Annotated in this window: 12 protein-coding genes and 1 pseudogene; 8 read left to right on the top strand and 5 right to left on the bottom strand. The window is 32.3% G+C overall.

Features of this window, described 5'->3' with window-relative positions; all coding sequences use genetic code 11:
• Positions 1 to 96 precede the first annotated feature (96 nt).
• The 4 genes from Q9306_RS04310 to Q9306_RS04295 all read left to right on the top strand — a co-directional run bounded on the left by Q9306_RS04310 (position 97) and on the right by Q9306_RS04295 (position 2,572).
• On the top strand, positions 97 to 288 hold the full coding sequence (locus Q9306_RS04310; RefSeq protein WP_306195647.1) for a hypothetical protein: 192 nt from the start codon (positions 97 to 99) through the stop codon (positions 286 to 288).
• Positions 288 to 1,106, top strand: a complete 819-nt coding sequence (locus Q9306_RS04305; protein WP_306195645.1) for a serine/threonine protein kinase — start codon at positions 288 to 290, stop codon at positions 1,104 to 1,106. Before Q9306_RS04310 ends, Q9306_RS04305 begins: the two co-directional genes overlap by 1 nt.
• Complete coding sequence (locus Q9306_RS04300; protein WP_306195643.1) at positions 1,088 to 1,846, top strand: sporulation protein; 759 nt, start codon at positions 1,088 to 1,090, stop codon at positions 1,844 to 1,846. Before Q9306_RS04305 ends, Q9306_RS04300 begins: the two co-directional genes overlap by 19 nt.
• Positions 1,847 to 1,918: 72 nt before the next feature.
• A complete protein-coding gene (locus tag Q9306_RS04295) occupies positions 1,919 to 2,572 on the top strand; it encodes a phosphatase PAP2 family protein (RefSeq protein ID WP_306195641.1) in 654 nt (217 codons plus the stop codon).
• Between the two features lie 48 nt (positions 2,573 to 2,620).
• Here the strand turns inward: Q9306_RS04295 and Q9306_RS04290 are convergent, their stop codons facing one another.
• The 4 genes and pseudogenes from Q9306_RS04290 to Q9306_RS04275 all read right to left on the bottom strand — a co-directional run bounded on the left by Q9306_RS04290 (position 2,621) and on the right by Q9306_RS04275 (position 5,295).
• A complete protein-coding gene (locus tag Q9306_RS04290) occupies positions 2,621 to 3,502 on the bottom strand; it encodes a cation diffusion facilitator family transporter (RefSeq protein ID WP_306195639.1) in 882 nt (293 codons plus the stop codon).
• 190 nt (positions 3,503 to 3,692) lie between these two features.
• Entirely contained in the window at positions 3,693 to 4,052 is a 360-nt protein-coding gene (locus tag Q9306_RS04285) for a thioredoxin family protein (RefSeq protein WP_306195945.1), read from the bottom strand.
• A 27-nt stretch (positions 4,053 to 4,079) separates the two neighbouring features.
• Positions 4,080 to 4,457 (bottom strand): annotated as a pseudogene (locus Q9306_RS04280) (tyrosine-type recombinase/integrase).
• Between the two features lie 445 nt (positions 4,458 to 4,902).
• Positions 4,903 to 5,295, bottom strand: coding sequence for a hypothetical protein (locus Q9306_RS04275; protein WP_306195637.1), 393 nt, complete (start codon positions 5,293 to 5,295; stop codon positions 4,903 to 4,905).
• A 1,365-nt stretch (positions 5,296 to 6,660) separates the two neighbouring features.
• On the opposite strand from Q9306_RS04275, the gene Q9306_RS04270 reads away from it, so the two are divergent.
• Complete coding sequence (locus Q9306_RS04270) at positions 6,661 to 7,086, top strand: hypothetical protein (protein WP_306195634.1); 426 nt, start codon at positions 6,661 to 6,663, stop codon at positions 7,084 to 7,086.
• 1,435 nt (positions 7,087 to 8,521) lie between these two features.
• A complete protein-coding gene (locus Q9306_RS04260; protein ID WP_306195632.1) occupies positions 8,522 to 9,337 on the top strand; it encodes an MBL fold metallo-hydrolase in 816 nt (271 codons plus the stop codon).
• Positions 9,338 to 9,402: 65 nt separating this feature from the next.
• Here the strand turns inward: Q9306_RS04260 and Q9306_RS04255 are convergent, their stop codons facing one another.
• A complete protein-coding gene (locus Q9306_RS04255; RefSeq protein ID WP_306195630.1) occupies positions 9,403 to 10,050 on the bottom strand; it encodes a cupin domain-containing protein in 648 nt (215 codons plus the stop codon).
• 676 nt (positions 10,051 to 10,726) lie between these two features.
• On the opposite strand from Q9306_RS04255, the gene Q9306_RS04250 reads away from it, so the two are divergent.
• On the top strand, positions 10,727 to 11,035 hold the full coding sequence (locus tag Q9306_RS04250) for a DUF4870 domain-containing protein (protein ID WP_306195628.1): 309 nt from the start codon (positions 10,727 to 10,729) through the stop codon (positions 11,033 to 11,035).
• A gap of 519 nt (positions 11,036 to 11,554) precedes the next feature.
• Complete coding sequence (gene mmgD / locus Q9306_RS04245; protein WP_306195626.1) at positions 11,555 to 12,673, top strand: citrate synthase; 1,119 nt, start codon at positions 11,555 to 11,557, stop codon at positions 12,671 to 12,673.
• Positions 12,674 to 12,763 lie beyond the last annotated feature (90 nt).

Raw genomic sequence — 12,763 nt, 5'->3', positions numbered from 1 at the left:
GTCGTTTTTTGCATCGTATAAATAATAAAACTAATATCACTATATCGCGTTGTATTTGGTATAATAAAAGTGAAAATTTTCTGAAGAGGTGAAGTGATGTTCAAAAAAATTATTGATTCTATTCTAGGCAATAAGCATAAGCACCGCTCTTACTCCAGTAGTGATTATCGTCATCGACATCGTTCGTATTCTAGCAGCGATTATCATAAGCATCATCCATCTCATGGGTATGGGCATCATCATTATAAAAGAAAACATAAAAGTCGCAGCTTTTTCTCTAGTAGCTGATGAATTTCCAAAAAGTATTCGCATGGTTTGATCGACCGCTGTCCATCGATATTGTCGTTGCACAGCGGTATCAAATTCAACGTATTCTCGGTATGGGAAGTTATGGTTTTACGTATCTTGTTACTGACCTGTTGTCTGGTGAGGAAAAAGTATTAAAACAACTTCGAAAAAGTAAACAGCGCTACACATCAGGTAGGAAATCGTTTACATATGAGCAAACGATTTTACAGCGGTTAGAGCATCATGCAATTCCTTGTTTCTTTCATAGTTTTTCATGGAGAAAAGGAACCTTTTTTGTAATGGAGGAAATGCGCGGAAAGACATTTGAAGATTTTATTTTTGAGTATGGAGAAATGTATACAGAGAAAGAAGTTTTTCTTATTTTATATAAAGTGCTTCATGTTGTTTCCTATTTTCATAGTCAAGGTATTGTGCATCGCGATTTGAGAATTCCAAATATTTTAATGAATGATGATGAAATATTTATCATTGATTTTGGGTTAGCTCGCTTTATTGGTGAAAATGATGAACGTGCTCATTCTTATAAAGGGGAACAAGCATATATGCGCGAAATTCATTATCGTAGTGATTTTTATGCTCTTGGACATTTCGTTTTGTTTTTGCTGTATTCTAGTTATGAATCTTCAAAAGAAGAACGGCCCTGGCACGAAGAATTAACATTATCAGCAAATAGTAGTGACGTAATTATGCGGATGTTACAAATGAAAGAACCGTATTATGAAAATGTACAAGATTTAATAGAAGATGTGCGCTGTATAATAGAAAGGATGGGAAATACATGTTCCAAAAGTTTTTAGCAAGCGTTGGTATTGGCAGTGCAAAAGTTGACACTGTGTTAACACAAGAAGAATGGCTTATCGGTGAAGAAATTACAGGGGTTGTACATATTACTGGCGGATCAGTAGCACAAGAAATTGATAGTATTTATTTAACGTTGTCTACGACATATATTCGTGAAGTGGATGATAAGAAAATAAGTTCAACATATGACTTAAAGAAAGTTCGTTTAACAACGCCTGTTACTATCGGGATAAATGAAAAACGAGAAATTCCATTTTCATTCCCAATGCCGATTGAAGTACCGTTAACATTTGGAATGAAAACCGTTTGGGTGCAGACTGGTCTAGATATTAAACGCAGCATTGACCCAAGTGACCGGGATTACATTCAAATACTACCAAACTTGTTATTAAAAAGTGTATTAGAGGCAGTCCAAAATCTTGGGTTTCATCTTCGTCAAGCGGAATGTGAAGAACTTCCATACCGTTTGCGCGATCACGTCCCATTCGCGCAAGAGTTTGAATTTGTTCCTGTATCCGGACAATATTATGGAAAGCTCGATGAATTAGAACTTTTGATTATCCCGCGTTCGTATGATAGTTTAGAAATTGTGATGGAAGTAGATCGAAAAGCAAGAGGGATTGCTGGACTATTATCTGAAGCTTTAGATATGGATGAAAAAGTTTTACGTTTCACAGTGAAGCGTGAAGACATTCCAACAATGCAGCAAAAAATTAACAGTTATATTTCTTGCTGATTCATGCATAAAAAAGAAATGGAGAGGGAAAATAAAACACCCGCTCCATTTTTGTATAGTGAGGTTATGCAGATGAAGAGATATCGACATTTATATATGCTACTTTTTGTTTTACTTGTTTGTTTTGTCGTACTATCTTTTTCTTATGAAACATCTTTTGTTAATCAATTTGATCATGTAGTCAGTGATTATATACAAAGTTTTCGCAACGAGTATTTTACCGCTTATTTTGTATGGATGTCTTATATTGGTTCAAAAAAGGTATATTTTCCTGTATTGTTTATCCTGTTTATGTATTTCTTAATTCGAAGACGATACATGACAGCGATTTTGTTAATGATAAATTTTTATGGTTCGCGCTATTTGAACTATATGTTAAAGGTATGGTATGAACGACCAAGGCCTGATATATCACAACTTGTTACTGCGACAGGGTACAGTTTTCCGAGCGGACATGCGATGAATGCTGTTGCATTTCTTGGGTTTATTGCATACATTACAATTACTGAACACCGCCTACAATTACATCAAAAATTACTGCTGATTGTTATTGCTTGCTTTCTTATCTTCTCCATTTCTATTAGTCGAATATATTTAGGCGTACATTATCCGTCTGATATTTTAGCGGGCTGGGCTGCTGGAGGAAGTTGGCTTATTTTATGTATCATGTTTCATCAAACATTTCTCCCACATGTAGTCGACAATAAATCTTCTATATCAAGTTAATGGATCATTCGTAGTGATTCAATCCATTTTGTATTATATAAAAAGAACCTATGAGAGTATAGGTTCTTTTTGCATTGGCTCTACATGAATATGTGTGTGCCAAATATTGTGTTTATGTTGCAGTTTTTCTTCAATTTCATCAGTAATACGATGGCTTTCACTTACATCCATGTGTGGGTCTACTTCGATAGTAATATCAACATACGTTTGATTTCCATACATGCGTGCTCGAATATCAACAATATGTTCAACGCCTGCAATGGTTTGAACTGTTTCAGCATATTCTTTCATTTTGTCTGGATCAATGCCATCTGTTAACAGATGTGATGCTTCTTTGAAAATATCCCATGCTGTTTTACAAATAATGATACCGACAATAAGTGCCGCAATTGGATCAAGAAGCGGCATTTGAAACTGTGAACCGAAAATCCCAATAACTGTTCCAACACTTACGAGAGCATCAGATAAATTATCTTTTGCGGCCGCTTCCAGTGCTTTGCTTTTTGTTTCCTTGGCAATTTTACGATTATAAACGTATACGCTATACATAATAGCAGCGCAAAACAAAGCAACCCATGCTCCAAGTAAATTAGGGGTCGTCTGTTCTTCCTTGAAAAAGGATTGAACTGCATTCACGATAACTTCGATTCCAACAGTTATCATAATAAAGGATGCGATCAGTGAAGCGATTTGTTCCGCACGTAAGTGACCATATGGGTGATCCGAATCGCGAGGTTTTCGGGAAATTTTTAACCCAACTAATACGGCTAATGATGCGCCAATATCAGTTAAATTATTAAGACCATCTGCACGCAGTGCGCTAGAAACGGCTATGTAGCTTATTGTAATTTTAACAGTTGATAAAAATATATAGGCAACAATACTTAACATAGCACCTTTATCAGCAGCTTTGTTAGAAAGTGATTCCATACTATTCACTCACCTTTCTCTCAAAGATTCTCTATATATAAGCGTATCAAACGAAAGTCGTGTGGGTCTATACAAACATTGTTGTGTACTTTTAGCATTTTAAGAAAGGGGGAACATTGTTTCGTAAGGGCAAAAAAGACAAAAAAGCACTTAGATATGCTTCTAAGTGCTTTAAATTGTTTATATTATATTAATATACCTCTAAAAACTCAGTAACTTGCTCTTCTGTCTTTGCATTTGCACTATGTAAATGACCAAGTTTTTCACCGTTTTGATACACTAATAAACTTGGAATTCCCATTACTTGATATTCTTCCGCAATACTTGGGAACTCATCTTTATTAATGGAATACCACTCAAATTTATTGAACTCTTCCATTACATCCTCAATAAAATTGTCCATGCGCACACAATCTGGGCACCATGTTGTGAAGAACTTAATTACTACTGGATTTTCTTTTGCGATAAGATTGCGGAATTCTTGTTCAGACTTGATTTCTTTCATGTTTTTGACCCCTCTTTTATTATTATTATTTGTTGTTTTTTGGATGGTGTTTTTGCTGGGAAATTAAAACTTCTAACGAAATGTTTTCTTTCCGAATAATTCATCTGCAAATTGATCCACCGCTTTTTCTTGAAGACCTGGCACAACGTGAGAATAGGTATCCAATGTGATGCCTATTCTTTTATGTCCTAACCGCTTACTTACAATCTTCGGAAGAATACCTTGTTTTAACATTCAATGTAGCATAGGTATGCCGTAGATCATGAAAACGAATATTAGGAACTTCACTTTTCTTTATAAGCCTTTTCTATAGATGTGTCAAACTTTTGAAATTGTAGGATTACCGTTAAAGGTAGGACAAACTAAATCAAAGTTATTATATTCACTTCCATAATGTTCTTTGTCTGTATTAACTTGATTTAGTTGTTCTTCTAGAGCTTGTAATGTAATTTCAGGTATGACAATTAATCGTTTACCTGAAGAAATTTTTGGTTCATGAAATTCTTTCGTAATATGGGAAAAGGAACGGTTTACGGAAAGTGTTCGTCTTTTAAACTTTGTACGTTATGTGAAGAGGAAGACGGGTATTGACCAATAGTAAAATCGTAATTAATTTTACAGTTTTTACAAGATATTAATCAACGTGTTGGCGATTGACTTGCAACAGGTGGAAATGAAGATGATTTGTATATAGGATAGCAGTTACGGTTTGTGGAAGATGTATTAAAAAGAGAAGCTAGCAAAAAATATTTTAAAGAAAACTAATGTTGTTGAGTCTAGAGTGAAAAAATAAATAATTGATGAATCTAATCAGAAAACGGCGTCTATAGATAAAAAGATCTAGTATAGATTTTGAAAAACATACTAGATCCTTGGGGTGTGAATAATTGTAAGTTTATTTAAAAATCATAATTCTATATATATCTATATAAGAATTATCTTTGTATGAAACATTTAGCTCTCTACCGTCAAGTAGTTCATTGCTATGTTGTTTAGTATATAAATGTTTATTTAAACAGTATATATAGTATTTTTGATTTTGATGTGTAGATCCACCATGATATTCAATTTTTTGAATATCATTGTATGTAAAAATATATTGTTCTTTTGTTTCTATATTTTCTAAGTTCAATTCTAATAGATAACCAGTAACAGTTTCTTTGAGATCATAAGAAACTAGCTTATGAGGTATAGTTTCTTCTTTTCCAGATATATTTGGGATTAAACTTAATTGTAATGTCTTGCATGTACTTAATGATGATTCGAAAAAGCTATCAATTTTGTTCATAGTAATCACTCCTATAGTTAGAATATATTAGTTGCAAAATAATCTTTTTGAATAGAAATATGTATTTGGATGGCAAATAGAAGAAAGCCCTAATCTTAATACAGCTAGAGCTTTCTACAAAGTACATAATACATATAATATGTACTCTTTACAAAGAATTCTACCATATATTTCATTTTAATTATATATATGTATATAACAAATTATTGAACTTTTGGAATGAAAAAGCATTATGGAGGTATGAATTTGCGTTAAAAAGAGCAGCTAACTGCATACGCGTTGGTTGGGATAAATGGTACAAACATGGATTTACACAGAGGTAGGTACATCGACTTGCGACCCCAATAAAATTACAAAGCGTCCTGTTTATGATGTTCACTACCGTTATAAGAACTGGATTTGTGTAAAGGGTGAGGGCGCTGAAGGTTTGATGTATTTTGAGGAATCTTATGTAATTTGGCTTAGACAACTAACAAAAGACCCTGATACTCGATTCAATAGAATATCAGGGTCTTTTGTTGCTGTTTGATAAGATAACGGTTGTCTAATCAAACATTAGTTATGACATTACAAATACAAAAGTAGTTAGAAACCTTTCCGTGTAATTATAACATTATATTAAGATTACGAAATATGCAATTTTGCATATTTCGTAATTTGGTATTAATTTCCCACAATAATATAATTGATGAAAAATAATTCCAGGTAAAATAATGAAGAAATAGGTAGCTCATATGATCCGCCTATTTTTTTATTAGAGTTGAACTTTAAATTCAGATGATTGTGTTTTTAACTCGTAATATTTGGTTCATCGTTTTGTGTGATAATGTCTTCATTGTTTATGTTATTAATTTATCTTTTGTTGTTTCATTTCTTCTAATTCTTCAGGTGTTTTTCTATTTACTGTGACTTCTAATTCAAGGTAGTGTTCATAAACTCCCTTGAAAATATCTTCAATTTTTTTATCACTATATATTTCATTTCCGATTCATACAGGATTTTCTTTTTTCTAGCCATAAATAGTTACTCCTCATTAGTTTCTAATTTTAATGAATGGAATAGCATAAATACACTAGATATATAAACTAACTAGAAGAAAAAACTTCTCTCAAATTTCTAACAATATTTCTAACGAAATGAAAATTTGTAGGTAATGTTAAAAAAGGGAAGTACAGTGAGAGAAATAAGGATTTGTATGATTTGGGTTGAAACTTTTTATTAGTGTAAAAAAAAGCTTTTTTAGACTAAGCATGCTTTAACTTTTTGGTAAGTAATGTAATGTATTTATTTTTTTAATTAGATATATGTATTATAATGTATTTTATTATTATGATTTAGTGATATTGAAGAAGGTGGGGCATGTGAATGAGAAAATTATGTAAAGATATTCAAATAATTATTAGATTGATTGTAATTCTAGCAATTGTTACGTTGATTGCGGTATTATCTAATACGATTGGAAACATAACAATGTTAACAGAAATGGTTCAAGAAACAGCGAAACTAGGAGTGAGTATAAATATAGGATTAATTGCAATATCTATTGCATGTATGTCTTTTCAAAGCTATGAAATAAGGAAAAGGAATAAAAATCTGTATTTAAATTATCTATCATTAATGCTTGTAATGTTATTATTCTTGTTAACAATCTTTTTATTCCCTTATTTACCGACTAAATCTAGTATAACTATTTACTATATTGCTTTTATAATTTACTTTGTTTTTGGGATAACTTTGCTTGTGCTTTCTTTAAAAGGAACATATGAAGTTATTAAGAAGACTTTTGAATGAGTATTTTAATCGCCAGCTGTTCCATTCAATAAGTAATTCTTCAAGTATGAGCACTTATATTTTCCCTCTCCATAGCATTGGCTTTTAGCCGAATAAAAGAGGGGGATGATACGATAAGAAGATAACAGAGTATAGATATCATGAAGGATACAGATGGAGAGTAGATTTGGACTTAGAGAGATGCTTCGGTAAAGCAAACTAAGAGAAGTCAGTAATTGCTCAACCGAGGAGATGGAATTTTCTTCGATTTATCTTCAGTAAGGGAAATGAAGGAAAGATTAGAATCACCAATGAGAGAAAGGACGAGTAAAAATAAAAATTCGAGAATTTACAGCGGGATTAAAATTTGTTTAAGTAGAATAAAGGATTGGAAGAATTTAATATAAAATAATCTTGAGAAGTGGTATCTAATCCTACAGGGTTTACATTCTCAGGGTGTGAAAAATCCCTCATACTACAGAAATCAATAAATGTTGTTAAACTGACCTTTGCGAAATTTTTCATTTTCTCTTTTCTTCTTTTTTAACTTTGGACTCCGCTGTATAGCTGAGTCTATTTTTGGATAAAAAAAGACACTCGTAGGAGTGTCACCAACTATCTTATTGCTTCCGAGGTTTGAAAAGGGAAGTAATGAAAAAGAAACCTTTTTCAATTTCAATTTAACATGTATAGAATATACAGTAAATTGAGAAACATTATCCGGAAAATTTAGTATAGATATTTTTCACTATTGGTATAGAGGAAATTAAATGACATAACAAAAAGGACACATTTACAAGCGTCCTTTTCGTTGATACAAAATGTGTTTTGAATTTTTATAAACTCAATTTAACGATAGTCAATTCCACAGCATTTACACCATTATCACAAGTTATAATGCTTTGATTATTAAAGAAACTATTGTTTCTTAGTTCAAGTATCGAATTAGCTGGTACTGATATAATCGTTTCTCCAGTAAGTTGATGACATCCTATAGACTCTGTATCTCGAATTAGAATCGAAAAGTCAGCTTGGACATTTGGAATTGGTTTGCTGTTTAAGAATATAGAGATTACAGGTTCGTGAGGAAATACAGGATTTAAAGTCACTATATTAAATTTAATAAAATACAAAATTATATCTAGTTGTTTTATGAAGTAGAGAAGTAGTATGAAAAGAGGAAAAATATATTGAATGAAACAGCTTATAATGTATCCACATGAAAAAAGAGGAACCAAGTTATACTGCATATACTTAGAAAGTGATAAAATGAAGAGAATTTTCGGAAAATTAAATAGTGGGAAATATATTTCGTAGTCTACAAACAAAAAGAATGCTATTCTTTTTGTATGGTTTTTGTGAAAATTCCTTTTTGTTTGTTAATTTTAACTTTTGAGATATGTACCTAAATCTCATTAAAGTAAGAGGGGAAAATCTAAAATGGAGGTATAAGACTATGATTCGATATAAAGACAATTACATAACAATCTTTCAAAGTGCTATTTATCAAACCAATTCAGTTGTTGTAGAAACAGATAAATCGGTATTAGTAGTAGATCCGACTTGGCTACCGAATGAAGTAGATGAAATTCAGGACTATGTATATAAAAATAAAAAAGATAAAGACCTTTACTTACTTTTTACACATTCTGATTTTGATCATATTTTAGGTTATGGTGCGTTTTCGCGTGCTAAAGTAATTGCAAGCGAAAAATTAAAGGATTATCCAGAGAAGCAATCCATTATCAATAGTATTCAAGACTTTGACGATTCTTATTACATAACAAGGAAGTATAAAGTAAAGTTTCCAAATGTAGATATTTCCATTAGCAAAGATTATGAGGAATTAGAAATAGGAGATATAAAATTTCATTTTTATCAAGCCCCAGGTCATACTGATGATGGCCTTATTACAGTTCTTGAGCCACTTGGTATTGTAATAGCTGGTGATTACTTATCAAATGTAGAATTTCCTTATATTTATCATAATAGCGATGACTATCTATCAACTTTAACAAAATTCGAATCTATAATAGAGAAAAATGACATTAGCCTCCTAATACCAGGACATGGAGAATTTACAACAGATAAAACAGAGATGAAAAAGCGAATATTTGAGTCAGCTCATTATATATTACAAACTAAACAGTTACTTTTAGAAGACAAACAAGAAGAAACATACGACCTTATAAAAAAATATAGTTATCCAAAAACAATGAAAAAATTTCATGATTATAACCTTACTTTGTTAAAAAAGGAGCTTGATTTATGACGTGCTAAGCCATATAAAAAGAAATCCAAGAGTTATCAAGGGTATTATTTTGGTTGGTCGTTATATTAATATCCCCAATACTGAAATGGAAATTGATGTTGTTGATAATAATATGGTGAATGCCGTCCTTGCATTTGGTTTTGATTAGGAATATGATGAAATGTATTTCGACTTTCACTTGGATTGCAACCTTTAGGAGGGCCGATTACAGTGGTAGATTGAATAGGAGAAATCGCTTGTTTCCACTGTTGTTCATCGAGACAATACGTATGAGCCATAATATTTGCGGGTGTTAATCGTAATATATCTGATCCAAAAGTAACTTCTGGGGTAGGGGCATTAAAAATGGCTAATAAATGTGTGTTGTCTACAGTGGCGATTTCATAATGCCACCAAGCTTGTGGTATATTGACAACTTGACCTGGTTTTATAGGGAAACTCAAAATTTGGTTTGTAAAGGGATTAAGCAAAGAAACGACAGCTGCCCCAGAAATACAATAAACGAGTTCAGCTGCATTTTGATGTATATGAGGCTCAATAATATTTCCCGCACTTAAAAAAATATCGAGTAATGATGTATTGTTTAATGTATTTAACTGATTAATACCTAGTACATTTATATAATTTTGCGCATCTTTTGTAAAAAAGTTAGTTCTACTTACATCTTGAGTGAATTGGATAGACGGAGAAGTATAATCTATAGGAGAAGTCATTTCATTTTCCTACCTTCCTGATTCGAATTTGGTTTCGGTATCTGGAATAGGATATGAGTCTATCCCTATTGTTGTGCAGTTGTTTATATTGCCGTAGGGGAAAAAGTTATCTGCTCTTTCGTTTACTAAAGAGCAGATATGATGGTATAGCAGCTTTTATGGAGCTTAAATGTAAAGTATCAAAAAATTTAAACGAATGCACTAAGTAAATATTTCCATATGCATATCATGAAAGAAGATGTTATGTTTTGAAGTGTTGTTAAGGGTGAAATAGTTGAAAGGCGTTTACTTTGAATGAACATAATTTATAGGAAATTATGGGTAAATTACCTTATATATAAATCTAAATTAAAAAAACGGCATAAAACCATCTTTTTTTAGGTGGGCGAGAGTATCTGGCCATGCATAGAAGCGGTCAGGGCCTTTTCCTGCCATATGCGAAGTTTAAACAAAGGGAGAAAGCGAGTGGAAGCTCTTTTTTTCTGCACAGCACCAATCTATATGTCGGAAAATCAAAATGGATTCATATAGTTTAATCAATATTTAGGAATCAGGTAAATAAGTAGAACTTTTAAATGAGTACAAATCAGCCTCGAGTCTCATGCACTTAGCATTAGTTTTTATATAAAATATTACATAAGGAAGAAAAAATAAGAAAAAAAGGAGTGATTTTTAAATGGAGCATAAAGGACTGAAAATATTCATTCATGCTAGTACTTGGTTTGCACCTGTTTTAGTTCCTTTTATTATATTTCTTGTGAGTTCAGATAGAGATATTAAAAATTTATCATTACAAGCAGTCATATTTCACTTTGTCATAGGCGTGCTAATTGGTATTTCAGCATTTTTTTCTTGGGTATTAATTGGAATTCCATTTTTAATTATTTTTGGACTCATGGCTTTGATTACTCCAATTATTGGTATTGTTCGTGCATTGAATGATCGACCTTTTCAATATCCGATTGTTGGATCATGGCTGAAATAAACTAATATAAAATGTCCGAAAAGAATAGCGTATTGCTATTCTTTTTTTTTAGAAATTATAATGAAAAAATAAATCGGTTGTATATCCAAACATAAAGAAAATAAAATAAATTGTAATTTTCTAAACAGTCTGATATATTTGAGTAGAAAATGAAATGAGTGTAAAACGGGCGAAGATAAATCGTTTGTTTTGCACATCATAGTCTGCGTGGGGAGAAGGTGCTAATATACGAAGTTAAGTTATAGTAACAGTTTCTTTGGAAGACATTTTTTATTGTCGTAATCATTAACAAGTATGAGCTTATGAGAGATTCTTTGTTTGGAACACTTTCTTGCAATCTCAATCCTTTCAAAAGTATCATTATTAACAATCTAAACATAGAAAAACCTTGTACGCTGCTAACCTCATATTCTTTGCAGGAAGTTAAAATAGTGAATGGTGAGGGAAATATATTTGTGCAATCTTGGAAAGGCTTACAGAAGTGTAAACGAAGATCTATTTGGATTGGAGGAAAACAAAATGGGAGCTGAAGAAAAATATTTTCCAGGACTTGATGGGGTAATTGCAGCAGAGACGAAGATTTCTTTTCTTGATACAAAAAAAGGAGAAATCGTTATTCAAGGATATGACTTGATTGAGTTATCTAAAACGAAAAGCTATTTAGATATTGTTCATCTTTTATTAGAGGAGAAACTTCCTAATTCAGATGAAAAAGCGGTATTGGAAGAAAAGTTAAAGTCTGAATATGAGGTTCCGAGTGGGATTTTTGATGTTTTAAAAGCATTGCCAAAACAAACGCATCCAATGGATGGATTGCGTACAGGAATTTCGGCGCTATCTGGTTATGACAATGAAATTGATGAACGCTCATTAGATGTAAATAAAAAGCGTGCTTATAAATTGTTGAGTAAGGTGCCGAATATAGTAGCTAATAGCTATCGAATTTTAAATAATGAAGAACCAATTGAACCGATTCAAGAATTATCTTATAGTGCGAACTTCTTCCGTATGCTTACGGGTAAAAAGCCTTCTGAATTAGAAGAAAAAATATTTGACCGATCACTCGTTCTGTATAGTGAACATGAGATGCCTAACTCTACTTTTACGGCTAGAGTAATTGCGTCGACACAATCAGACTTGTATGGTGCCTTAACGGGAGCAGTTGCTTCTTTAAAAGGTAATTTACATGGAGGCGCAAATGAGGCAGTGATGTATATGCTACTTGAAGCAGGTACTGCCAGAAAATTTGAAGAATTACTGCAAAAGAAACTGTATAACAAAGAAAAAATCATGGGATTTGGACATCGCGTCTACATGAAGAAGATAGATCCAAGAGCGCTTATGATGAAAGAAGCATTAAAACAGTTATGTGATGTGAAAGGCGATTATACATTATATGAAATGTGTGAAGCTGGAGAAAAAATTATGGAGAAGGAAAAAGGAATCTATCCAAACCTAGATTATTATGCTGCTCCAGTCTATTGGATGTTAGGTATTCCAATTCAACTCTATACACCAATCTTTTTCAGTTCAAGAACGGTAGGCTTGTGTGCGCATGTGATTGAACAACATTCAAATAATCGATTGTTCCGCCCGCGTGTAAATTATATCGGCGAGCGACATGTGCTTAGCAAATAAAAACAACTGGGGAGTTGTTAAGGCCGCCCGCCAGATGAGTGTTTGACCGACACTCATTCTTAATAATAACGAATTTTCGATAGAAAGGGA

This window comes from Bacillus multifaciens (assembly GCF_030756675.1).
Lineage (GTDB): Bacteria > Bacillota > Bacilli > Bacillales > Bacillaceae_G > Bacillus_A > Bacillus_A multifaciens.
The sequence above is the reverse complement of the archived record's forward strand: the minus strand, read 5'-3'. Positions and strand labels throughout refer to the sequence as shown.

What these genes read in the sequence shown, in the direction of transcription:
- Q9306_RS04290 (WP_306195639.1), bottom strand. Translation starts at nt 3,502, where the DNA reads ATGGAATCACTTTCTAACAAAGCTGCTGATAAAGGTGCTATGTTAAGT.
- Q9306_RS04305 (WP_306195645.1), top strand. Translation starts at nt 288, where the DNA reads ATGAATTTCCAAAAAGTATTCGCATGGTTTGATCGACCGCTGTCCATC.
- Q9306_RS04255 (WP_306195630.1), bottom strand. Translation starts at nt 10,050, where the DNA reads ATGACTTCTCCTATAGATTATACTTCTCCGTCTATCCAATTCACTCAA.
- Q9306_RS04250 (WP_306195628.1), top strand. Translation starts at nt 10,727, where the DNA reads ATGGAGCATAAAGGACTGAAAATATTCATTCATGCTAGTACTTGGTTT.
- Q9306_RS04300 (WP_306195643.1), top strand. Translation starts at nt 1,088, where the DNA reads ATGTTCCAAAAGTTTTTAGCAAGCGTTGGTATTGGCAGTGCAAAAGTT.
- Q9306_RS04260 (WP_306195632.1), top strand. Translation starts at nt 8,522, where the DNA reads ATGATTCGATATAAAGACAATTACATAACAATCTTTCAAAGTGCTATT.
- Q9306_RS04295 (WP_306195641.1), top strand. Translation starts at nt 1,919, where the DNA reads ATGAAGAGATATCGACATTTATATATGCTACTTTTTGTTTTACTTGTT.
- Q9306_RS04270 (WP_306195634.1), top strand. Translation starts at nt 6,661, where the DNA reads ATGAGAAAATTATGTAAAGATATTCAAATAATTATTAGATTGATTGTA.
- mmgD (WP_306195626.1), top strand. Translation starts at nt 11,555, where the DNA reads ATGGGAGCTGAAGAAAAATATTTTCCAGGACTTGATGGGGTAATTGCA.
- Q9306_RS04275 (WP_306195637.1), bottom strand. Translation starts at nt 5,295, where the DNA reads ATGAACAAAATTGATAGCTTTTTCGAATCATCATTAAGTACATGCAAG.
- Q9306_RS04310 (WP_306195647.1), top strand. Translation starts at nt 97, where the DNA reads ATGTTCAAAAAAATTATTGATTCTATTCTAGGCAATAAGCATAAGCAC.